We start from the raw sequence: 23131 nt of genomic DNA on the forward strand, positions 1-23131 counted from the left end.
TCACGGCAGCAGACGGGGCCTCCGCCTCGCCGCGACGTCCTCGACCCAGCCGAGGGACACCACCGCGACCGCGATCAGCACCCACGCGAGGCCGAACTGCACCCAGAGGCTGTCCAGCGGCAGGTGCCGCTCCAGCGCGGGCACCTCCCACATCAGATCGATCAGCGGTACCGCGGCCATCAGCGCCACCTCGTGCCAGAGATAGACCGTCACCGCGCGGGCGTTGAACACCGTGACGATCCGGTCGGCCGCCGGATGACGCACGAGCCCGTCGAAGCGGGGCCGGAAACGCAGCAGGAGCAGGACGAAACCCGCTGACCACAGGGCCTGGGCGAGCGGGATGTCGTCCAGGTCGTACGAACCGTCCGCAGGATGCCCGGCAGCCCACCAGGCCCCTGCCGCCATGAGCGGCGCGGCGACGGCCAGGGCCCCGGGGGCGCGCAGACGGTCCAGTACGCCGTCGCGGTGCGCGAAGCCCAGCAGCCAGCAGAACAGGAACACCGACGCGTCGCTGAGCGCGCTCCCCAGCCGGCCGTCCGGTACGCGCGACACCGTCTCCAGCACGACGACGGGCATCAGCGACAGGACGAGCACGGGGAGCGGTGCGAGCCTGAAGAGGCGCAGCAGCAGGGGGGAGAGCAGTACGAACCACAGGTAGGCGCGCAGGTACCAGAGCACCGCCCAGGCCTGTTCACCCCAGGCGTCGCCGGGCGGGTCGCCGACCGGCAGGACCCAGAGCAGGACGTCCGGCCCCGGTACCCAGCCGTGCAGCAGCATGGCCACCCCGAGCACGAGACCGAACAGCCACACCGGGACCAGCAGCCTGCGCAGTCTGCTGCGGAGCACCGCCGGAGCCGGCCGCTCCAGCGAGCGGGCCATGAGCGATCCGGCGAGGGCGAACATCACGCCCATGGAGGGGAAGACGTAGCCCAGCCACGGCCATTCGAAGGTGTGGTAGGTCACCACCCGGACGAGCGCCACGGCCCGCAGCACGTCGAAGTACCGGTCGCGGCCCGTGGCGGTCGACGCCGCGGGGGAGGGCGCCGGCGCCGTCCTGCGGTGCGTGCCCGCCACTACGACGCACCGGTCCGGGGAGCGCCCACCTCACCGGTGCGTTTCAGCTTCTGCCAGCGCAGCCGGCCGCCGGTCGCCGCCGTCACACAGGAGTGGATGAGCACGAGGTACATCAACTGCCGGTACGCGAGCTGCTGGAGGGGCAGCATCAGCAGAAAGCGGTACTTCTCCCGGTCGAGACGGAAGGCGTACGCCGCGCAGAACAGCTGGACGGCCAGGACGGCCAGCCAGGCGAGCAGCGAGGCACGGAAGTCCACGAAGATCATCGCGTAGACGGTGAAGACGTCGATGAGCGGCGCGAACACGGGCGTGACGATCTGGAAGAGGACGACGAGCGGCATGCCGACCCGTCCGAAGCGCCCGGAGGGCCCCCGGTCGGTGACGGACCGGCGGTGCTTCCACAGCGCCTGCATGGTGCCGTAGCTCCAGCGGTAGCGCTGACGCCACAACTGCCCCGGTGAGGCCGGTGCCTCGGTCCAGGCGCGGGCGTGCTCGGCGTAGACGACGCGCCAGCCCGCGCGGTGGAGCGCGATGGTGATGTCGGTGTCCTCGGCCAGGGTGTCCTCGCTCATCCCGCCGGCCTCCAGGACCGCCTGGCGGCGGAACGCCCCGATGGCGCCCGGGATGGTGGGCATGCAGCGCAGCAGGTCGTACATGCGGCGGTCCAGGTTGAACCCGATGACGTACTCGATGTGCTGCCAGGCGCCGATCATCGTGGACCGGTTGCCGACCTTCGCGTTGCCCGCGACGGCACCGATCCCGGGGTCGGCGAACGGCTGGACCAGCTGGTGCACGGCGTCCGGCTCGAAGACGGTGTCGCCGTCCATCATCACGACGATGTCGTACCGTGCGTGCCGCACACCGTTGTTGAGGGCCGCGGGCTTGCCGGCGTTCTCCTGCCGGATCACCTGGACGTTGGGCAGCCCGAGCGCTTCGGCGATCTCCGCCGTACCGTCCGTCGAACCGTCGTCGACGAGCACGATCTCGATCGGATGGGTGCTCGCGGCGAGGGAGTTGAGGGTATGGGCGATGCATTCCTTCTCGTTGTACGCGGGCACGATCACACTGACCGGCCCGGTGACCTCGGGCCCCCAGGAGAATCCGCGTCTGTTCCGCTGCCGGTGGTGGCGCCGGGCGAGCAGGAGCATCATGCCGAAGCGCGCCAGGACCGCGACCCCGACGACGGCGAGCACGGCGGCCAGTGCCGGCACGCTCCACTCCGCCACGGCGACGGCGGCGAGCAGGGCGCGGCCTTCCCAGACACTCGCGGTGTCCGCCGTGCGGTGCGCGGCCTGCTCGGCGTCGCCCTGCGCCGAGCCCGCCCGCCCGGGGCCGTTCCCGCCCCCGCCGGTCTCGCCGGCGGCGGCCGCGGCCTGCTGCTGCGCGCCGCTGACGGTGGTGAAGGTGTAGCCCTTCGCCTTCATCTTCTTGATGTACCGGGGCAGCGCGGCCAGTGTCTCGGAGCGGTCGCCGCCGGCGTCGTGGAACAGGACCGAGGCGCCCTCGCCGTCCTCCGGAGTCGCCCACTCGACGATCTTGGAGACGCCCGGCAGCTGCCAGTCCTCGCTGTCGGTGTCGATGAACACGCTGGTGTAGCCCATGGCGCCGAGGCGCTGGTAGACGGGCCAGCTGTAGTCGTCGATCGCGTCGGTGCGCGAGGAGTACGGGGCGCGGAACAGCGTCGTCGTGATGCCCGTCGCGCCGGCCAGCGCGAGCTGGGTCTGGGCGATCTCCCGCTTGACGCGAGCCTCGCTCTGGTACGAGAGGTCGACATGGGTGAAGGTGTGGACCCCCACCTCGTCGCCCTCGTCGACCATCCGCCGGACGACGTCCGGGTAGCGCGAGATCATGGAGCCGACGAGGAAGAACGTGCCCGGGACGTCGTTCTCGTCCAGGATGTCCAGCACCTTCTCGCTCCACTCGGGATCAGGCCCGTCGTCGAAGGTCAGGACGATGGTCTTGTCCGGTACGGACTGGCTGCGGGCGGTGCCGCCGGGAAAGCTCAGGATGGGCCCGCCCTCCAGCACCTCGTCGGGCACCGTGTCCGCCGAGGCGTTCGAGCGCACCCGCTGGTCGTTGCCGACCTCGGCGCGCAGATAGCCGTCCAGCACCATCGTGCAGACGAGCCCGAGGAGCAGCACCAGGGCCATGATCACGCGGGGCCGGGGGACGGCCTGGCGCCCGACGCGGCCGATCCTGCCCGGAGTGGCGTGGCGGCGCCGCGGAACGGCCATCAGTTCGCCCCGCTCGAAGCCGAAGCCGAAGCCGAAGCCGAAGTCGAAGCCGAAGTCGAAGCCGCGGCCGAAGGCAGGCCGGACGGGGCCGCCCCACCGGACGCCCGCGGTACGGGTACCCCGCTCGGAGGTGCGGTGCCGCCCGGCGGCATGCCGTATCCGGGCTGCGTCCCGGGGCCCGGTCCGGCCTCCGCTGCAGGGCCGCCGTCGAACGGGAGCAACTGGGAGGGGGCCAGGGAGATGCCGCCCATGAAGGCGAGCCCCAGCACGGCGGCGTAACCGACACACAGGGTGCCCAGCAGCACGCCGGCGCGGCGCAGCAGCTTGGCCCGGCGCCCGGAGCTGTCCACGAAGACGGGCCCGTCCTGGGGCCGGCCGGCCGTGCGGCGACGCGCGGCGGACCGGGCCGGGCCGGCGTGTGCCCGGCGTCGGCCGCGCGGCGCCGGGTCTTTCTCGATGACGGGGTCGGATTGCATGTGCGCATGGTGGCGAAGCTTGTTGTGCGAACTCTGGAGCTTTTCTGGCCGCCCGCTGTGAAAAGGGCCCGAACCTGTCGGACCGCTGAGAGTGCGCCGCACGCGGCGAGGTTGTTCCGTATCCCTCGAACCTCTGCCCGCAGGTGAGTTGAGGAATTCGGACGGCCGGCCGAGGGCCTTTCCCATGAGTTCGCTGTGTCCTCGCCAGGGTCTGTGGTGTGAGAGGTTCCAGGTGTCCCGGCAGCACCGGCTGCCGTTTCGGGACACCTTCCGAGAGCAGGTGCACATTCGTCATGCAAAGGCGCACACGGGTTTCCTCGGCCCTTGCCGGGCTGGTCGCGCTCGGCCTCGCCTGCTCGGCCTGCACGACGGGCGGCGTCGCCGATCAGGCGAAGGGGTCCGAGCCGCCACCGCCGGCGGCCACCCGCACCGCCTACACGCCGTACGTGAGCGCCACGACCGCCGCCGAGACCGACGGCGCGGGGTCCCCCGACACGTACAACCTGGCCTTCGTCACCTCCGACCCAGCCGGCTGCACCCCCCTCTGGGGCGGCACCGCCGCGGTCTCCGGCAAGGCGGTCGCGGCCCGCGTCGAGGCGCTCACCGCGACCGGGGCGGACGCCAGGGTCTCCTTCGGCGGCGCCGCGGGCACCGAGGCGGCGCTGACCTGTGACAGCGCCCGTGAACTGGCCGACGCCTACGCGGACGTGCTGGACGCCGTCGGCGCCACGAAGGCGGACTTCGACATCGAGGGCGACGCGCTCACCGACACCGCCTCCGTCACCCGCCGCAACGAGGCCCTCGCCCTGCTCCAGGACGAGCGCGACCTCGACGTCACCTACACCCTGCCCGTCATGCCCGACGGCCTGGAGGACACCGGTACCGCCGTCCTGGAGGACGCGGCGGACCAGGGTGTGGAGGTCTCCGCGGTGAACATCATGGCGATGAACTACAGCACCTCCCACGACGGCGACATGGGCGACTACGCCGAGAGCGCCGCACGCGCCGCCCACGACCAGCTCGTGGACCTCCTCGGGCTGTCGCGGGACGCGGCGTGGAAGGCGCTGCACATCACCGTGATGATCGGGGTCAACGACGTGGAGGGCGAGACCTTCACCCTCGACGACGCGGCGTCCCTGCGCTCCTTCGCCGCCCGTCAGGGGGTCGGCGCGCTCTCCCTGTGGGCGGCCTTCCGCGACCGGCCGTGCGCCTCGGACGAGGGCACCGCGACCGCCTCGGACAGCTGCAGCGGAGTCGACCAGGAGGCGGGCGCGTTCGCCGAGGCGCTGAGCGGCTGAGACGCCGACGGCCCGGTCAGCGCAGCGGGGCCTCCCGGACCAGGGTCATCAGCGCCTTCGCCCCGGGACTCATCGCCCGCGACGGCGGGAGCACCACGACGCTCTCGTAGACCGGCCGGTGCGCGCCGGCGACGTCCACCGCGACCAGGCCGCCCGCCTCCTGCTTGCGGGAGAAGTGGTGCGGCACCACCGCGATCCCGAGGCCCTCGTGCACCAGTTCCAGCAGACTGTGCACGTCGCTGACCTCCAGGGCCACCGTGCGGCGGACCCCCGCCTCGGCGAACGCCTCGTCCGCCGCGCGGCGGGGCCCCCAGTCCGGGTGGAAGTCGATGAACGACTCGCCACGCAGGTCGTCCCACACCACCCGCGCCCCCTCCTCCGCGAACCGGTGGCCGGGGGAGCACAGGACGACCATGGGCTCACGTGCCAGCGGTACGAGATCGCCCCGCCACTCCGGCGGGCTGACGGTCGCCGCGAAGGCGAGGTCCAGACGGCCGCCCGCCACCCCGTCCAGCAGACTGGACGTGCCCTCCTGCCGGAGCCTGATCTCCATGTGCGGGTGCTCCCGGTGGAAGGCCGCCAGCAGCCGCGCGGTGCTCACCCCGGCCACGCACTGCTCCACCCCCAGCGTCAGGGTGCCGCGCAGCAGCCCCCGGACGGCGTCGACCGCGTCCCGCGCCGCCCTGGCGCCCGCCAACGTGCGCTCGGCCTCCGTCAGCAGGGCCTGCCCTGCCTCGGTGAGCCGGACCGAGCGGGTGGTGCGGCTGAAGAGCGGAGTCCTCAGCTCGTGCTCCAGCGCCCGGACCGACGCGGACAGCCCGGACTGCGACACCGCCAGACGCTCGGCCGCCCGGGTGAAGTGCTGCTCCTCGGCGACCGCGACGAAGTGCTCCAGCTGACGCAATTCCATGATTGAGCAATCTAGACGATGAATCCCAGCGCAATCTCCTGTTGGACCGCTGGATCTTTCTCCGCCAGTCTTGAGGACGCGCACCAGACCTGGCGCGCCAAGCCGTGCCCCGTGGAGTGCTCGCATGTACCTTCCGTCCGCCGACCGCTACGACGCCATGCCCTACCGGCGCACCGGACGCAGCGGCCTGCTGCTGCCCGCGCTGTCCCTCGGCCTCTGGCACAACTTCGGAGGCGACCGGACCCCCGAGAGCCAGGGCGCGATCCTGCGCCGGGCCTTCGACCTCGGCATCACCCACTTCGACCTCGCCAACAACTACGGCCCGCCGCCCGGCTCCGCCGAGACCGCCATGGGCCGCGCGCTGAGGACGGACTTCGCCGGCCTCCGGGACGAGATCGTCATCTCGACCAAGGCGGGCTACCACATGTGGGACGGCCCGTACGGCGAGTGGGGATCCCGCAAGAACCTGCGCTCCTCGCTGGACCAGAGCCTGAACCGGCTGGGCCTCGACTACGTCGACATCTTCTACTCCCACCGCTTCGACCCGGACACCCCGCTCGAGGAGACGATGGGTGCCCTCGACACCGCGGTGCGCCAGGGCAAGGCGCTCTACGCGGGCGTCTCCAACTACTCGGCCGAGCAGACCCGTGAGGCCGCCCGCATCCTGAACGAGCTGGGCACGCCCCTCCTCATCCACCAGCCGCGCTACTCCATGCTGGACCGCTGGGTCGAGGACGGACTGCTGGACGCGCTCGACGAGCTCGGCACCGGCTCCATCGCGTACTCCCCGCTGGAGCAGGGCATCCTCTCCGACCGCTATCTGAACGGTGTCCCGGAGGGGTCGCGGGCGGCGGGGAGCAGCCCGTTCCTGTCGGCCGAGGCCGTCACCCCGGACCTGGTCGCCCGGCTGGGCGCGCTGAACGAACTCGCGCGGGAACGCGGACAGTCCCTCGCCCAGATGGCGCTCGCCTGGGTGCTGCGCGGCGGCCGGGTCACCTCCGCCGTCGTCGGCGCGAGCAGTGTCGCGCAGCTGGAGAACAGCGTCGAGGCGGTCCGCTCCCTGGAGTTCGGCGACGACGAGCTCGCCCGGATCGAGGAGCTCGTCAAGGGCACCGGCCGCGTCTGATCCCGGAGCCGTCCGCGGCCCGGCCCCCGGGCCGCGGACGGCTTCACCGGACTGGACCAGTGACAGATCACCGGGGCCCTGGCCCGGCGGTGCCCCGGCGCGTACCGTGATCCGGCACGAAGATCCTTCTCCCGTGACGGGCGGGGGAACGGCCGACCAGCGACAGGACCGCGCACCGTGAAGATCCTCGTCAGCGCCGACATGGAAGGCGCCACCGGAGTGACCTGGCCGGGCGATGTGCTGCCCGGCACCCCGCAGTGGGAACGCTGCCGGGCGCTCTTCACCTCCGACGTGAACGCCGCGGCCCTCGGCTTCTTCGACGGCGGAGCCGACGAGGTCGTCGTCAACGAGGCCCACTGGAGCATGCGCAACCTGCTCCTGGAACGCCTCGACGACCGGGTCCAGATGCTCACCGGCAGACACAAGTCGCTCTCCATGGTCGAGGGCGTCCAGCACGGCGACGTCGACGGCATCGCGTTCGTCGGCTACCACACGGGCGCCGGCACGGAGGGCGTGCTCGCCCACACCTACCTCGCCAACTCCATCACCGGAGTCTGGCTGAACGGGACCCGTGCCAGTGAGGGCCTGCTCAACGCACATGTCGCGGCGGAGTACGGAGTCCCCGTCGTCCTCGTCACCGGCGACGACCTGACCTGTGTGGACGCCCGTGGCTACGCCCCCGGGGCGCGCACGGTCGCGGTCAAGGACCACGTCTCGCGGTACGCCGCGGTGTGCCGCACCCCGGCCCGTACCGCCGCCGACATCAGGGCCGCCGCCGCCGGGGCGGCCGCGCTCGCCGTCCGGCACACGCCCGTGACCGGCGGGTCCTGGAATGTCGAGCTGGAGTTCGACGCGGCGCATCTGGCGGCCGCCGCGACCGTGGTCCCCGGCGTGGCGCCGAGCGGCGAGCGGCGCGTCGCCTACACCAGCGCGACGATGTACGAAGGTATTCGCACGTTCAAGGCGGTGACGACGATCGTGTCGGCCGCCGTGGAGGAGCAGTATGGCTGAGGCGGACCACCCCACCGGACCGGTCGACGAGCAGGCGCTCGACGAGTCGGTGACGTTCACCTCCGAACTGATCCGGATCGACACGACGAACCGGGGCGACGGCAGCTGCCGCGAGCGCCCGGCCGCCGAGTACGTCGCGGAGCGGCTCGCCGACACCGGTCTCGAGCCCGCCCTCCTGGAGCGCACACCGGGACGGACGAACGTCGTCGCCCGGATTCAGGGCACCGACCCGTCGGCCGACGCCCTCCTCGTGCACGGACACCTCGACGTGGTGCCCGCGATGGAGGCCGACTGGTCCGTGCACCCCTTCTCCGGAGAGGTGCGCGACGGCGTCGTGTGGGGGCGCGGGGCCATCGACATGAAGAACATGGACGCGATGGTCCTCGCCGTGGTCAGGGCCTGGGCGCGTGCGGGCGTGCGCCCGCGTCGCGACATCGTCATCGCCTACACGGCCGACGAGGAGGCCAGCGCGCACGACGGCGCGGGCTTCCTCGCCGACCGGCACGCCGGTCTCTTCGACGGCTGCACGGAGGGCATCAGCGAATCGGGGGCGTTCACCTTCCACGCCGGACCCGGCATGGCCCTCTACCCGGTCGCCGCCGGCGAACGAGGCACGGGATGGCTGAAGCTGACCGCGGAGGGCCGGGCCGGTCACGGCTCCAAGGTCAACAAGGCGAACGCCGTCAGCAGGCTCGCCGCCGCCGTCGCCCGGATCGGGGACCACGAGTGGCCCGTGCGGCTCACCCCGACGGTACGGGCCGCGATCGTCGAGATCGCCGCGCTGCACCACATCCGTGTCGATCCCGACGCCCCGGGATTCGACGTGGACGAGCTCCTGGGCAAGCTCGGCCCGGCCGCGGCCCTGATCGAGCCGACCGTGCGCAACAGCACCAACCCGACGATGCTGGAAGCCGGTTACAAGGTCAACGTCATCCCTGGCCAGGCGACCGCCCAGATCGACGGCCGCATGGTGCCCGGCGGCGAGGACGAGTTCCGCGAGACCCTGGACCGGCTCACCGGCGCGGGCGTCGACTGGGAGTTCCAGCACCGTGAGGTCCCCCTGGAGGCCCCGGTCGACTCGCCGACGTACGCGAAGATGCGCGCGGCCATCGAGATGTTCGACCCGGACGCGCACGTCGTCCCCTACTGCATGTCGGGCGGTACCGACGCCAAGCAGTTCTCCCGTCTCGGGATCACCGGCTACGGGTACTCCCCGCTGAAGCTGCCCGCCGGCTTCGACTACCAGGCGCTGTTCCACGGGGTCGACGAGCGCGTCCCCGTCGACGCACTCCATTTCGGCGTCCGGGTCCTGGACCGGTTCCTGCGTACCGCCTGACGAACCGCACCGCCTGATCCACCGCATCACTCGCTGCACCGCACTGTCAGACCCAAGAGGGGGGAACCGATCATGGTGTCCACAGAGGCGTACGGCACGTGGCCGTCACCGATCGACGCGGCACTGACCGCGTCGCAGGACGGCAAGCCGGAATTCGTCGGCACCGTCGGCGACGAGGTGTGGTGGACGGAACCGCGCCCGGCCGAAGGCGGCCGCCGCGCCCTCGTGCGGCGCCGCGCCGACGGCGTCACCGGGTCCGTGCTCCCCGCACCGTGGAACCCGCGCAGCCGCGTCATCGAGTACGGCGGCATGCCGTGGGCCGGCGCGCCGCGCGAGGAGGGCGGGCCGCTGGTCGTCTTCGTCCACCACCCCGACCAGCGGTTGTACGCCTACGCGCCGGACGGACCCGACGAGCCCTGGCCGCTCACGCCCGTGTCGGAGATCGGCGGCGGACTGCGCTGGGTGGACCCGCAGGTACAGCTCGGGCACGGTGAAGTGTGGTGCGTGCTGGAGGAGTTCACCGGGGAGTCGCCCACCGATGTGCGGCGGGTGATCGCAGCCGTGCCGCTCGACGGTTCGGCCGCCGGTGATCGCGGAGCCGTACGCGAACTCACCGACGACCGGAACCGGTTCGTCACCGGCCCCCGGCTGTCGCACGACGGCCGCCGGGTCGCCTGGATCGCATGGGACCATCCGCAGATGCCGTGGGACGGCACCGTGGTGAAGACGGCCGAGGTCACCGCCGACGGCACCTTCACCGGGGTACGGCCACTGGTGGGCGACATCGACGAGTCCGTCGTCCAGGTGGAGTGGGACCGGGACGGATCGCTGCTCTTCGTCTCGGACGTCGGAGGCTGGTGGGAGCTCCAGCGGATCAGGCCCGACGCGGTCACCGGTGCCGTCGTACCCACCAGCAGGCTCTGTGCCGTGCGGAACGAGGAGTTCGGCGGGCCGCTCTGGAGGATCGGCCTGCGCTGGTTCCAGCTCCTGGACAGCGGACTGATCGCGGTCGTCCACGGCAGGGGCACCACGGCGCTCGGTGTGCTCGACCCCGAGACCGGTGAACTCGTCGACGCCGTCGGCCCCTGGACCGCGTGGTCCGAGACGCTCGCCGTGCAGGACACCAGGGTCATCGGCATCGCCGCGAGCCCTCACACCTCCTACGAGGTGGTGGAACTGGACACGGCCACCGGGCACACCAGGACCATCGGCGCGCCCCACGAGGACGCCGTCGACCCCGCCTACTACCCCGAGCCACTGGTCCGCACCTTCACCGGGCCGGGCGGCCGGGAGATCCACGCCCATGTGTACCCGCCGCGCCACCCGGACCGCACGGGCCCCGAGGGTGAACTGCCGCCCTACGTCATCTGGGCGCACGGGGGCCCCACCGGCCGCACCCCGCTCGTGCTCGACCTGGAGATCGCCTACTTCACCTCCCGGGGGATCGGAGTCGCCGAGGTCGACTACGGCGGCTCGACCGGCTACGGCCGCGCCTACCGCGAGCGGCTCCGCGAGCAGTGGGGCGTCGTCGACGTGGAGGACTGCGCGGCCGTCGCGCTGGGTCTGGCCGAGGAGGGTTCGGCCGACCGGGGCCGACTGGCGATCCGGGGCGGGAGCGCCGGGGGCTGGACCACCGCCGCCTCCCTCACCCAGACGGACGTGTACGCCTGCGGTGCGATCAGCTACCCGATCCTCGACCTGGAGGGCTGGGCGACCGGGGAGACGCACGACTTCGAATCGCAGTACCTGGAATCGCTCGTGGGTCCGTACGCCGAGGTGCCCGAGCGCTACCGGGAGCGCTCACCCGTCAACCGCACGGACCGGCTCACCACGCCGTTCCTGCTGCTCCAGGGGCTCGACGACCCGATCTGCCCGCCCGTCCAGTGCGAGCGCTTCCTCACCGCGATCGAGGGGCGCGGCATCCCCCACGCCTACATCAGCTTCGAGGGGGAGGGGCACGGCTTCCGGCGGGCGGACACCGTGAAGCGCGCCCTGGAGGCCGAACTCTCCCTCTACGCGCAGGCGTTCGGCATCGAGCGCTCCGACGTGCCCCGGCTGGAGCTGAGGAAGTGACCCTGGAACCCCTCGCCCGTCCGGCCCGGCTGCGGCCCGGCGCCAGGGTCGCGGTCGTCGCCCCCAGCGGTCCCGTGCCCGCCGACCGGCTGGAGCGCGGCCTCGACCTGCTGCGGGGATGGGACCTCGATCCCTACGCGGCACCCCACGTGCTCGACACCCACCCACGGCTCGGCCACCTCGCCGGCACCGACGAGGACCGCGCCCGCGACCTCCAGGAAGCCTGGTGCGATCCCGGTGTGGACGCCGTCCTGTGCGCCCGGGGAGGCTACGGCGCGCACCGCATGGTCGATCTCCTGGACTGGTCCGCGATACGGGCGGCGGGGCCCAAGGTGTTCGTCGGCTACAGCGACATCACGGTGCTGCACGAGGCGTTCGCCCTGCGCGCCGGGTTCTCCACGCTGCACGGCCCGATGGTCGCCACCGAGGTCTTCCTGAAGGACGAGGCCACACGCCAGGCCCTGCGCTCGACCCTGTTCGAGCCCGAGTCGGCGCGGACCCTCGGCCTGGACGCGGCGGCGGCACTGGTCCCCGGCACCGCGCGGGGCATCACCTTCGGCGGCTGCGTGAGCCTGCTCGCCGCCGACGCCGGAACCCCGGGCGCCCGCACCTCCGCCCGGGGCGGGCTGCTGGTGATCGAGGACACCGGGGAGGAACCGTACCGGCTCGACGGCATCCTCACCCGGCTGCTGCGCATCGGCGCCCTCGACGGCATCTCCGGTGTGGTGTGCGGCTCGTGGGAGGCCTGCGGGCCGTACGAGGGGATCAGGGCCGTGCTCCTGGACCGGCTCGGCTCTCTCGGGATCCCGGTGGTCGAGGAGTTGGGCTTCGGCCACGGCCCCACGGCGCTGACCGTGCCGCTCGGCGTGCCGGCGGTGCTGGACGCACCCGCCGACGGCGGCCGGTGCACGCTCACCGCCCAGGTGTCGGCGCTGGTCTGACGCACGGGGGCCGGGCAGGCCGGGGCGGATCTCCCCGGGAAACCCGGCCCCGGTACGTTGACATGGGTATGAGCTGTGTCACAGCATGGGCCGGGCTCGGTACTTACCGGTAGGTAGGTGCCCTCGTGTGGAGGTCCATGTGTCGCGTGCTGTGCCCAGATTCCGCCGTCCACTCACCGTGCTCGCCGGCGCGGCACTTCTCGCCCCACTCGCCCTGACCGGTACTCCGCCCGCTGCCGCGGCCGACCGGTACAGCGTCACCGCGCTGGAGTTCACCGTGCGCGCCGGTGACCGCTCCTGCACGGTGGACGCCGACCTTTACAGGCCCGCCGGTGTCGACGCGGGGCACCCGGCCCCGGCCGTCCTCGCCACCAACGGCTTCGGGGGCAGCAAGTCCGACGGCTCCACCGACGTCATCGGGAGGGCCTTCGCCGAACGCGGCTACGTCGGACTCGTCTACTCGGGCCTGGGCTTCGGGAAGTCCGGCTGCCTCATCACGCTCGACGATCCCGCGATCGACGGCGAAGCCGCCTCCGCGCTGGTCGACTTCCTCGCCGGCACCCGCGCCGCCGACGACGGCACCGAGGCCGACTTCGTCACCTCGGACGCGCCCGGTGACCCGGTGGTCGGGATGATCGGAGGTTCGTACGGCGGGGCGATCCAGCTGGCGACCGCCTCCGCGGACCGGCGCGTCGACGCGCTCGTCCCGCTGATCACCTGGAACGACCTGGCGTACTCGCTGGCCCCCAACGCCACCGGGGCGGCCCGCGGCGTCTCCTCCGGCACGCCCGGCGTCTTCAAGTGGCAGTGGACCAACGGCTTCTACCTGATGGGGGAGGGGCAGCCCCTGCTGGTCCCCGGTCTCGACCCGTCGCGCTTCGGCACCCTCGGCTGCCTCCACTTCGCGCCGCGGGCCTGCGACACCATCCGCCTCCTGAACTCGGGCCGCTATCCGGCCGCCGCGACCCAGGAGATGCTGGCGTACGCGCGGAGCGTCTCGCCGGCCTCCTACCTCTCCGGTGTCACCGCTCCCACCCTCCTTGTCCAGGGCCAGGCCGACAGCCTGTTCAACCTCAACGAGGCCACCGCCACCTACCGGGCGCTCAAGTCCCAGGGCACCACGACGAAGATGATCTGGCAGGCGTGGGGCCACAGCGGTGGCCAGGTTCCCGGTGAACTCGACCTCTCCACCGGCGACCTGGAGTCCAGCTACGTCGGCCGGCGCATCCTCGACTGGTTCGGCCGCTACCTCCGCCACGACGAGAACACCGCCACCGGCCCCGAGTTCGCCTACTACCGGGACTGGGAGAGCGGCTACGGCACCGCCGCCTCCGTGCCCGCCACGTCCCGCACGATGTACCTCTCCGGCGACGGCTCCCTCGTGGACAGCCGCGCGGAGGTGGCCCCGGGCAGTCGCCGCTACACCAACCGGCTGCTGCCCACCAGCCACTCCGAGAGCTCCCTCGCCGGACTCATCGGCCTGTCCGATCCGGCGCCGTACGACACCAAGGGCACCTACCTGGGCTGGACGAGCGCTCCGCTGGACGAGCCGGTGGACGTGGTCGGCGCGCCGAAGGCCACCCTGAAGGTCGTCTCCCCGCAGACGGAACGGGTGCAGAACAGCGGTGACGCCGCGGACAAGCTCGTGCTGTTCGCCAAGGTCTACGACATGGCGCCCGACGGGACCCGGACGCTGGTGAACCGCCTGGTCGCCCCCGTGCGCGTCCCCGACGTCACCCGCCCCTTCACCGTCGAGCTGCCCGGTGTCGTCCACCGGTACGAGGCCGGGCACCGGCTGCAGTTCGTGATCGCCGGGAGTGACACGGCGTACTTCGGCAACCGGGGCCTCAAGCCCGTCACCGTGGTCAGCGCTCCGCAGGACACCGGGGTGCTGGAGCTCCCGGTGGTCCGCTGACCGTCACCCGTACGGCCCTGCCCGACGGCTCTCCGGGGCCCTGACGGAGTCATCCTGGGGTCCGGGGACCGCCCTCGCCGGTCCCGGACCCCAGGACCCAGCGAAAGGGCCGCCCATGAGCCCCAAGGACGTATCCAGCGGGAGCGGCGGCGCCTTCAGCCCCGCCCGCATCGCCGTCACCCTCCTGGCGGTGCTGACGATCGTCTTCATCTGTGTGAACACCACCGAGGTCACCATCCGCGTGATCATCCCGAAGGTCACGATGCCGCTCTGGGCCGCGCTGCTGGGCGTGTTCGTGGCAGGCGCGCTCTGCGGGGCCTACCTGTTCCGCCGGCGGGCCGCGCGCTGACGGTGGCTTCTCCGTCCCCGGGCGCCTGAAGGGCGACGCCGGGGGTACGCGGGTCTCATCACGCCCCCGGGCGAGATGAGACGACTGCGAGCGGCGGAGAGGACACGAAGTGCGGACTGTGGGTGTCGAGGAAGAGCTCCTGCTGGTGGACGCGGGGAGCGGTGACCCCCGGGCACTGTCGACGGCGGTACTGGCGCTGGCGGAACGCCGCGCCGAGGGCGACTCCGTCTTCGAGTCCGAGCTGCACGACCAGCAGCTCGAGTTCGCCACCGAGCCGCGCAGTGCGATGGCGGACCTGGCGGAGGAGATACGACGCTGGCGTGCCGAGGCGGCCCACAGCGCGGCCGAGGCGGGCGCCGCCGTCGCCGCCCTGGCGACCTCGCCGCTGCCCGTCAGCCCCGCCATAGGGGAGGACGAAAGGTACCGGTGGCTGGCGCGGCGCTTCGGCCTGACCGCGCAGGAGCAGCTGACCTGCGGCTGCCATGTGCACGTGTCGGTGGAGTCGGACGAGGAGGGCGTCGCCGTGCTCGACCGGGTGCGGCCCTGGCTTCCGGTCCTGCTCGCCCTCAGCGGGAACTCCCCCTTCTGGCAGGGACAGGACACCTCCTACGACAGCTACCGCAGCAGGGTCTGGGGCCGCTGGCCCTCGGCCGGCCCGGTGGAACTGTTCGGCTCGGCGGAGCGCTACCACCAGCAGGTGGAGGCGCTGATCGGCACGGGAGTCCTGCGGGACAAGGGAATGATCTACTTCGACGCCCGGCTCTCGCACCGCTACCCCACGGTGGAGTTCAGGGTGGCGGACGTCTGTCTGGATCCGGCCGACACCGTGCTGCTCGCCACGCTCGCACGTGGCCTGGTCGAGACGGCGGCACGCGACTGGCGGGCCGGCGGCCGACCGGATCCGGTCACCGCGGGTGTGCTGCGCATGGCCGACTGGCAGGCGGCCCGCTCCGGCATCGAGGGACGGCTGATCCATCCCCGCACCGGGCGCCCCGAACCGGCCGCCGACGTCGCGCACGCCCTGCTCGACCACGTCCGTGAGGCGCTGGAGGACAGCGGGGACCTCGCGTCGGCACAGGCGGCGCTGCGGACCCTGCTGGAGCGGGGGACCGGGGCCCGGATCCAGCGGGAACTGCTCGCGGATTCGGACAGCCTCCGCACCGTCGTGACCGAGTGTGCGGCCAGGACACGCGGCTGACCGTCGCGTCACCCGATCGGCCCAGTCGGGCCCGGTGCGCCGGAGGGCAGGGGCATGACGCCCCTGCCCTCCGGCGGCGGGCGATCCGCTCGCGTCCCCGGCTCGCCGCGCCGGTGCGGGCGCGATACACCGGACGGGTAGCAACACCGGCGATCCACTCGGACGAGCGAGGAGAGCGCATGCGTGCACTGACCTGGCAAGGGCGGCGCGACGTCCGTGTCGAGACGGTCCCCGACCCGGTCGTCCGAGAACCCACGGACGTCATCGTGCGGGTCACCTCCAGCGGCATCTGCGGCTCGGACCTGCATCTCTACGAGGTGCTCGGCCCCTACCTCGACCCGGGCGACATCCTGGGGCACGAGCCGATGGGCGTCGTCGAGGAGACCGGCGCCGACGTGACGGCGGTCGGCCGCGGGGACCGTGTCGTGGTCCCGTTCAACATCTCCTGCGGTGACTGCTTCATGTGCGGCCAGGGGCTCCAGTCGCAGTGCGAGACCACCCAGGTCCGGGAGTACGGCAGCGGTGCCGCGCTGTTCGGCTACACCAAGCTCTACGGTCAGGTGCCCGGCGGACAGGCCGAGCTGCTCCGCGTCCCCTTCGGCAACACCCTGCCCGTCAAGGTCCCGCACGGCCCGCCCGACGACCGGTTCGTCTATTTGTCGGACGTGCTTCCGACCGCCTGGCAGGCCGTCGAATACGCGGCGGTGCCCCCGGGCGGCAGCCTGACCGTCCTCGGGCTCGGGCCGATCGGCGACATGGCGGCCCGGATCGCCCTGCACCGCGGGGCCGGGCTCGTCATCGGGGTGGATCTGGTGACCGACCGGCTGCAGCGCGCCGCCGCGCGGGGCGTGCACACCCTGGATCTGCGGATCTACGGCAAGGACGTGGGGGACGCCGTACGGGACCTCACCGGCGGCCGGGGCACGGACGCCGTCATCGACGCGGTCGGCATGGAGGCGCACGGGGCGACAGCCGCCAAGGCGGGGCAGTGGGCCGTGGGCAAGCTGCCCGATCCCGCCGCCCGCGCCCTCATGGAGCGGGCGGGCGTCGACCGCCTCAGCGCACTGCTCACCGCCGTCGACGCCGTACGCAGGGGCGGCACCGTGTCCGTCTCCGGCGTCTACGGCGGAGCAGTGGATCCCCTGCCGCTGCTCAAGATGTTCGACAAGCAGCTGCAACTGCGCATGGGGCAGGCCAACGTCAGGAACTGGGTGCCGTCCATCCTGCCTCTGCTCGTCGACGACGATCCGCTCGGCGTGGACGGTTTCGCCACCCACCACCTGCCGCTGGAGGACGCGCCGAAGGCGTACGAGACGTTCCAGAAGAAGGCGGACGGCATGGTGAAGACGCTGCTGAGGCCCTGACCGCCCCGGTACCCGCGCGTGACGGACGGGACGCGGACGACTTCGGCGATCGGGGGGACGCCCCCCGGCCGGGTCGGCGAGGATGGGCCGCATGCGCACACGGGTGGTCCTCGACGCTCCTTCCAACCTGGGGCTGCGGCCCCCCGCGCCCGGTACCGTCCCCGGCTGCTACAAGCTGGCCGGAGCGCTGCGCGAGCGGCGCATCGTGCAGCGGCTCGGGGCGTCCGAGGGCGGGGTGGTCGTACCGCCACGCTACGACCGGGGTGACTGGCAGGAGGGCGACGGAGTCTTCAACGCCGCGGCCCTCGCCCGCTACACCCGCACCCTCGCCGACCGTATCGAGGGGCACGTCCGGGCGGACGAGTTCCCGGTGGTCCTCGGCGGCGACTGCTCCATCCAGCTCGGTGCCACCCTCGCCCTGCGCCGCATCGGCCGCTACGGCCTCGCCGCGATCGACGGGTCGGCGGACTTCCGGCACCTGGGCAACAGCGACCGGATCGGCGCGGCGGGCGGCGAGGAGCTGGCGATCTCCACCGGACGGGGACAGGCGGACCTGGCCGACCTGGAGGGGCTGGGGCCCTACCTGAGGGACGAGGACGTCCGGCTCTTCGGGATGCGCGACGACGACGAGGGCCGCGCCGAGATGGCCGCGCTGAAGATCTCCAACGCCACGGTGGGCGAGATCAGGGAGTGGGGGCCCGACGTCCTCGCCCGGGCCGCGGCGCAGTCCCTGGAGACCCCCGCCCTGGACGGGTTCTGGGTCCACCTCGACGCCGATGTGCTCGACCCGAGCGTGATGCCGGCCGTCGACAGCCCGGACGACGGCGGTCTGTTCCCGGACGAACTCGCCGCCCTGCTGGGCCCGCTCGTCGGTTCACCCCGCTGCGTGGGGCTCAACGTCACGATCTACGACCCGGATCTGGACCCCGACGGAACGGCGGGCACGCTGCTCACCGACCTGGTCGTCGGCGCCTTCGCCGCGGCTTAGGCGCGGGTCTCCGCCCTCCGGACGTGCCGCACCCGTCCGGGGGCGAGACGACGGCAGCACCGCCCCCGTGCCCCGAGGAACGGGGGCCGTTCGCCCGGCGGTCAGGCGGGCACGTTCCGGTCGACGTACTCGAAGACCGAGCCGTCCGGGTGGAGAGCGATCAGATTGCGGCCCGCCGGGGTGGGCAGCGGGCCCGCGACGACCTTCGCGCCCACCCGGGTGAGAGCCGCGTGGGCCTCGTCGACGTCCTTGACCGCGATGGTCGCCGAGACCTTGCGCAGCACCTCCAGCTCCGCCTCGGGTCCGCTCATCAGGAGGAAGCAGCCGATCGCCGCCACCGCGACCCCGCCGCGCTCGAAGCGCAGGGCCGGAGTGCCGGTCAGGCCCTCGTAGAAGGCCACCGAGGCCTCCAGGTCGTCGACGCAGATGCGTAGCGTGGTTCCCAGGATCTCCATGCCCAAGAGGGTAGTTGCCGGTCCGCCCGGATGTGATCGGTTCCCCGCCCCCGACCCGTCCCCGGATCACACCCGGCAGAGGACCTCACCGTGGGGGACCATGAACCACGCGTCGGGCTCCTCGCCCCACGCGCGCCAGGCGTCCGCGATCGCCGTGAGCTGTCCGGGGCTCGCGTGGCCGCCTTCCACCGCCAGCTCCGCGTAGACCGACGCGGTCGTGCGGTCCGCCCACAGCCCGCTCCACCACGCCCGGTCATCCGGGGTGGCGAAGCACCACGCCGCCGCGGTCGGGGTGATGTCGGTGAAGCCCGCCTGCCGGGCCCAGGACAGCAGGCGGCGGCCCGCGTCGGGCTCACCGCCGTTGGCGCGGGCCACACGGTCGTACAGGTCCTGCCACTCGTGCATCCCGGGCACCTCCGGGTACCAGGCCATGGCCGCGTAGTCGCTGTCGCGGGCCGCGACGACGCCCCCGGGCCGGCAGACCCGCCGCATCTCGCGCAGCGCCTGTACCGGATCGCCGACGTGCTGGAGCACCTGATGGGCGTGCACGACGTCGAAGGAGTCGTCCGGGAAGTCCAGGCAGTGGACGTCGGCCGTGGTGAACCCGACGTTGTCCACGCCCCGTTCCGCGGCGGCCTCGGCCGCGCGGTCCAGGACGCCGGTGCTCGTGTCGACCGCGGTCACCCGCCCCGGTGCCACCAGCGCGGCGATGTCCGCCGTGATGGTTCCCGGGCCGCAGCCCACGTCCAGGACCGTCTGGCCCGGGCGGAGTTCGGCGATCAGGTACGCCGCAGAGTTGGCGGCGGTCCGCCACCGGTGCGAGCGCAGCACCGACTCGTGGTGACCGTGCGTGTAGACGGCGGTTTCCTTCGGCATGGCCGTACGTCCTCTCTCGGACCTCAGTCGCAGGCGATGAAGCCGACGGTACGCCGTGATGTCGGATCCTGAGATACACATCTCATGATGCGGTCACGCTACATGGGCATCGGGCAGTACACCGTCAGTGCCTCGGGCATTTTGTCGATCAGCAACTCCGTCCCGCTGTGGGCCACTTCGCCGTCGAACGCGTACGGAGTGCCGGGTGCGAGCCCTGTGAGCCGGACCCTGCGGCGCCGTACGGCCGCGTGGACGGGTGACCGGGACAGCGGTCCGGCGAAGGCCGCCGCGAGCAGTCGGAGGCCGGGGGTGCGGCCTCCGTGCACCACGCGGACGTCCAGCAGTCCGTCCGCCAGGTTGTGGCGGCGGCCCGGGGCCGGGCCCACCCGCTGGAACAGCCCGTTGCCCACGAACAGGAGCCACAGGGGCCGTCGCCTGCCCTGGAGTTCGGCGGTCAGGGGGCGGGAGCCCCGCAGTGCCTCGGCGGCCGCGAGGACCCCGGCGGGCCAGCCGCCGATCCTGGGCGCCCAGTGCTCCCGGGTCCGCACGAGTTCCGGGTACACCCCCAGGCTGAAGGCGTTGAGGAAGTAGCCTGGAGCTCCTTCGGGCCCCTGCGGTCCGGGACGGAAGCGGCCCAGGTCGACCCGGACCGCGTCGCCCGCGGTGAGGGCCCGCACGGTGTCCTGCACGGTCTCGATGCCGAGGTCGTACGCGAAGTGGTTGAGGGTCCCGCCGGGGAACACGGCGAGCGGCACACCGTGGGTCGCCGCGACGGCCGCCGCCATGTTGACCGTTCCGTCGCCCCCGCAGACGCCGAGTGCCCTGCCCTCGCGTGCCGCCTCCTCCAGGCATCCCTGCAGATCGGCGGGCGCGCACTCCACCGTCTCCGCGAGCGGCAGCGCGTCGCGGATCAGGGCCGCCGCGTTGGTCGCCGAGCCGGACTCGCGGTTGACGACCACCACCAGGTCCTTGCCCGCGGCCAGGGCCGGGGCCTCCGCCGGCGGCCGGCCGGGGGCGGGCAGCTGTCCACGGGTCGGTACCACGCCGCGCAGTGCGAACGCGGCACCGACGCCGAGTGCCGCACCGGCCACCACATCGCTCGGATAGTGGACGCCGGTGTAGACGCGGGAGGCGGCCACGGCGACGGCGACGGGGGCGACGACCGCGCCCCACCCCTTCGACTCCAGTGCCACCCCCGTCGCGAAGGCGGCCGCGGACGCCGCGTGTCCCGACGGGAAGGAGGTGGTGAACGGCTGGCGCTTCAGCTGCCTCATGACCGGGACCATGTCCAGTATCGGGCGCTCCCGGCGCACCGCCTGCTTGCCCACGGTGTTGATCGTGGCCGAGGCGACGGCCAGCGAGGCGACCCCGCGCAGGGCCGCCCTGCGGGACCGCGCGCTGGAGCCCAGTGCCGCCATGCCCGCGGCGGCTCCGAACCACAGCAGCCCGTGGTTGGCGCTGCGGCTCAGCCGGGGCAGGACGGCGTCGGCGCCGGGCCAGTGTCTTTCGGCGACGCCCCGGAACGCGGCGACATCGCGCTGCAGGAACCGGGCGCGCCAGTAACCGGGGGAGGAGGGACCGCTCTGTGTCGACATGGGACAGCGAATACCCTGCGACCGGTCGGTGAACCAGGAGGCGCGCACAGCGTGCTCCGTCACACACCGGTCGTACCAGTCGAAACGGATGAACCGTGCTGAATCGCCCTCTTCCCGCCTGGTTCGCCATGCCCGGGACGTTGCCCTGACAAGTTCCGGACGGTTAGCCTGCGTTCGTGATTCCGGTCATTGGCCGGAGTGTCGAACGAGATTGGCGGGCGATCATGGGGCGACTCGTCCCTGCGGTGACCAGGGCGCTGGATGTTCTCGAACTCTTCCTCCAGGGGGAGGGGACCCTCTCCGCCCCCGAGGTCACCCGCAAGCTCCAACTGCCGCGGACCACGGTCCACGAACTGCTCACCACGCTCGCCGCGCGGTCCTACCTGGTCACGGTCCCGGAACAGCCGGGCCGCTACCGGCTGGGCGTGCGCACCTACCAGCTCGGCAGCCGTTACGCCGAACAGCTCGACCTCGCCGCCGAGGGCCAGCAGGTGGCCCGCGAGGTGGCCGAGACCTGCGGCGAGACGGTCCATGTGGCGATCCTGGAGGACACCGAGGTCATCTACATCGCCAAGGTGGACTCCACGCACGCCGTGCGCATGGTCTCCGCCGCGGGCCGCAAGCTGCCCGCCCACTGCACCTCCGTCGGCAAGCTGCTGCTCGCCGCGCTCCCGGAGGCGGAGCTCGACGCGCGCCTGGACGGGCGCGAACTCATCGCCATGACCGACAACAGCCTCACCGACGCCGCGGAGCTGCGGGACGCGCTCGCGGTCGTCCGCAAGCGCGGGATAGCGGTCGAGCACCGGGAGTCGAACCCGGACGTGAGCTGTGTGGCCGCCCCCGTACGGGACCGGTCCGGACGGGTCGTCGCCGCGCTCTCCATCTCCGTGCCGATGATCCGCTGGAGCGAGGAGCGCGAGGCGGAACTGGCGCAGCTCGCCGCGGGCGGCGCGGACGCGCTGTCCGGGCGGCTCGGACACCACCGGGGGCAGATGTGAGGCCCGCCCTGGAGGTGGCGGTGCGCGAGACGGCCGAGCTCGGAGAAGGCCCCACCTGGGACCCGTCCGCGGGACGGCTGATCTGGGTCGACATCCTCTCCGCCCGTGTGCACACCTACGATCCGTCGACCGGCCACCGCACCGTCATGGCCACCGGCCAGCACGTCGGGGCGGCGAAACCGAGGGAGGGCGGCGGCCTCGTGGTCGCGCTGCGCGACGGAACCGGCCTGTACGGGGCCGACGGCGCCTTCTCCTGGCTGGTCCACGACCCCGTCCCCGGGCGGCGCGGAAACGACGCCGCCGTGGCGCCGGACGGATCGCTCTGGGCGGGCACGATGCGGTACGACGAGGCCGAGGGGGGCGGCACCCTGTCCCGGATCGCCCCGGACGGCACGGTCAGCCCCGTCCTCGACGCGGTGACGGTCAGCAACGGCACCGGATGGAGCCCGGACGGCCGGCTCATGTACTACATCGACACCCCCACGCGCCGCGTCGACGTCTTCGACGTGGACGGTGAGCGCGTCGTGAACCGGCGCCCCTTCGTCAGCGTCGAGCACGGTCACGGATGGCCCGACGGTCTGACCGTGGACGCGGAGGGCTGTGTGTGGGTCGCCTTCTGGGACGGCGCGGCGGTCCGGCGCTACACGCCCGACGGGCGGCCGGACCTGGTCGTGGAACTGCCCGTCCGCAGACCGACGGCGTGCGCGTTCGGCGGGGCGGGGCTCCGTGACCTCTACGTCTCCACCGCCCGGACCGGCCTGGACGCCCCCCATCCGCTGTCGGGCTCCCTTCTGGTGCTCCCGGACCTGGGCCAGGGGATGCCGGGGACGCCGTTCGGGGGGTGAGCGGGCGGGATGCCCGAGCACGCCGTCGGAACGCGTCCTTCTTGTCGCCTTCCGGAGCCGGTCCGGGGG

20 protein-coding genes are annotated in these 23131 nt (G+C 72.6%); 13 read left to right on the forward strand and 7 right to left on the reverse strand.

Annotated features, from left to right (window positions below):
- From IA22_RS0120530 to IA22_RS35320, 3 genes are read right to left on the reverse strand one after another with little or no spacing between them, the layout of a single operon-like run.
- Positions 1-1074 (reverse strand): acyltransferase family protein, encoded by a 1074-nt coding sequence (locus IA22_RS0120530; RefSeq protein ID WP_030124403.1) that lies wholly within the window; start codon positions 1072-1074, stop codon positions 1-3.
- Positions 1074-3308 carry a bifunctional polysaccharide deacetylase/glycosyltransferase family 2 protein gene (locus IA22_RS0120535; protein WP_030124404.1) on the reverse strand — a complete coding sequence of 745 codons (2235 nt, stop codon included), beginning with the start codon at positions 3306-3308 and terminating at the stop codon, positions 1074-1076. Before IA22_RS0120535 ends, IA22_RS0120530 begins: the two co-directional genes overlap by 1 nt.
- Positions 3308-3784 (reverse strand): hypothetical protein, encoded by a 477-nt coding sequence (locus tag IA22_RS35320; RefSeq protein WP_081889857.1) that lies wholly within the window; start codon positions 3782-3784, stop codon positions 3308-3310. Before IA22_RS35320 ends, IA22_RS0120535 begins: the two co-directional genes overlap by 1 nt.
- A 293-nt stretch (positions 3785-4077) precedes the next feature.
- Here IA22_RS35320 and IA22_RS0120545 point away from each other — a divergent pair, with 293 nt between their 5' ends.
- Positions 4078-5082, forward strand: coding sequence for a chitinase (locus IA22_RS0120545; RefSeq protein ID WP_030124406.1), 1005 nt, complete (start codon positions 4078-4080; stop codon positions 5080-5082).
- A gap of 16 nt (positions 5083-5098) precedes the next feature.
- Here the strand turns inward: IA22_RS0120545 and IA22_RS0120550 are convergent, their stop codons facing one another.
- Positions 5099-5992, reverse strand: a complete 894-nt coding sequence (locus IA22_RS0120550; RefSeq protein ID WP_014153023.1) for a LysR family transcriptional regulator — start codon at positions 5990-5992, stop codon at positions 5099-5101.
- 124 nt (positions 5993-6116) lie between these two features.
- Here IA22_RS0120550 and IA22_RS0120555 point away from each other — a divergent pair, with 124 nt between their 5' ends.
- From IA22_RS0120555 to IA22_RS0120600, 10 genes are all read left to right on the forward strand, one after another.
- Positions 6117-7118 (forward strand): aldo/keto reductase, encoded by a 1002-nt coding sequence (locus IA22_RS0120555; protein WP_014153022.1) that lies wholly within the window; start codon positions 6117-6119, stop codon positions 7116-7118.
- 177 nt (positions 7119-7295) lie between these two features.
- A complete protein-coding gene (locus tag IA22_RS0120560; protein WP_015579492.1) occupies positions 7296-8129 on the forward strand; it encodes a M55 family metallopeptidase in 834 nt (277 codons plus the stop codon).
- A complete protein-coding gene (locus IA22_RS0120565; protein ID WP_030124407.1) occupies positions 8122-9465 on the forward strand; it encodes a M20/M25/M40 family metallo-hydrolase in 1344 nt (447 codons plus the stop codon). The genes IA22_RS0120560 and IA22_RS0120565 overlap by 8 nt, the downstream gene beginning before the upstream one ends.
- Positions 9466-9537: 72 nt before the next feature.
- Positions 9538-11538, forward strand: coding sequence for a S9 family peptidase (locus IA22_RS0120570; RefSeq protein WP_030124408.1), 2001 nt, complete (start codon positions 9538-9540; stop codon positions 11536-11538).
- Positions 11535-12479, forward strand: a complete 945-nt coding sequence (locus tag IA22_RS0120575) for a S66 peptidase family protein (RefSeq protein WP_030124409.1) — start codon at positions 11535-11537, stop codon at positions 12477-12479. The genes IA22_RS0120570 and IA22_RS0120575 overlap by 4 nt, the downstream gene beginning before the upstream one ends.
- Positions 12480-12606: 127 nt before the next feature.
- Entirely contained in the window at positions 12607-14394 is a 1788-nt protein-coding gene (locus tag IA22_RS0120580) for a CocE/NonD family hydrolase (RefSeq protein WP_051694821.1), read from the forward strand.
- A gap of 115 nt (positions 14395-14509) precedes the next feature.
- Positions 14510-14743: a LapA family protein gene (locus IA22_RS0120585; protein WP_015579496.1), complete on the forward strand. Its 234-nt coding sequence runs from the start codon at positions 14510-14512 to the stop codon at positions 14741-14743.
- A 109-nt stretch (positions 14744-14852) separates the two neighbouring features.
- A complete protein-coding gene (locus IA22_RS0120590; RefSeq protein WP_030124411.1) occupies positions 14853-15941 on the forward strand; it encodes a glutamate--cysteine ligase 2 in 1089 nt (362 codons plus the stop codon).
- Between the two features lie 179 nt (positions 15942-16120).
- Positions 16121-17305 (forward strand): alcohol dehydrogenase catalytic domain-containing protein, encoded by a 1185-nt coding sequence (locus tag IA22_RS0120595; protein WP_030124412.1) that lies wholly within the window; start codon positions 16121-16123, stop codon positions 17303-17305.
- 91 nt (positions 17306-17396) lie between these two features.
- Positions 17397-18293, forward strand: coding sequence for an arginase family protein (locus IA22_RS0120600; RefSeq protein ID WP_030124413.1), 897 nt, complete (start codon positions 17397-17399; stop codon positions 18291-18293).
- 101 nt (positions 18294-18394) lie between these two features.
- Here IA22_RS0120600 and IA22_RS0120605 read toward each other — a convergent pair whose 3' ends face one another.
- From IA22_RS0120605 to IA22_RS0120615, 3 genes are all read right to left on the reverse strand, one after another.
- Positions 18395-18748: a VOC family protein gene (locus tag IA22_RS0120605; protein ID WP_014153012.1), complete on the reverse strand. Its 354-nt coding sequence runs from the start codon at positions 18746-18748 to the stop codon at positions 18395-18397.
- 66 nt (positions 18749-18814) lie between these two features.
- On the reverse strand, positions 18815-19624 hold the full coding sequence (locus IA22_RS0120610) for a methyltransferase domain-containing protein (protein WP_030124414.1): 810 nt from the start codon (positions 19622-19624) through the stop codon (positions 18815-18817).
- Positions 19625-19722: 98 nt separating this feature from the next.
- Positions 19723-21219, reverse strand: coding sequence for a bifunctional phosphatase PAP2/diacylglycerol kinase family protein (locus IA22_RS0120615; protein WP_030124415.1), 1497 nt, complete (start codon positions 21217-21219; stop codon positions 19723-19725).
- Between the two features lie 224 nt (positions 21220-21443).
- Here IA22_RS0120615 and IA22_RS0120620 point away from each other — a divergent pair, with 224 nt between their 5' ends.
- Both IA22_RS0120620 and IA22_RS0120625 read left to right on the forward strand, forming a co-directional pair.
- Positions 21444-22217 carry an IclR family transcriptional regulator gene (locus IA22_RS0120620; protein ID WP_014153009.1) on the forward strand — a complete coding sequence of 258 codons (774 nt, stop codon included), beginning with the start codon at positions 21444-21446 and terminating at the stop codon, positions 22215-22217.
- Positions 22218-22237: 20 nt separating this feature from the next.
- Complete coding sequence (locus IA22_RS0120625; protein WP_389436589.1) at positions 22238-23062, forward strand: SMP-30/gluconolactonase/LRE family protein; 825 nt, start codon at positions 22238-22240, stop codon at positions 23060-23062.
- The last annotated feature ends 69 nt before the right edge of the window (positions 23063-23131 follow it).

It is taken from the genome of Kitasatospora papulosa (assembly GCF_000717245.1).
GTDB classification, from domain to species: Bacteria; Actinomycetota; Actinomycetes; order Streptomycetales; family Streptomycetaceae; genus Streptomyces; species Streptomyces papulosus.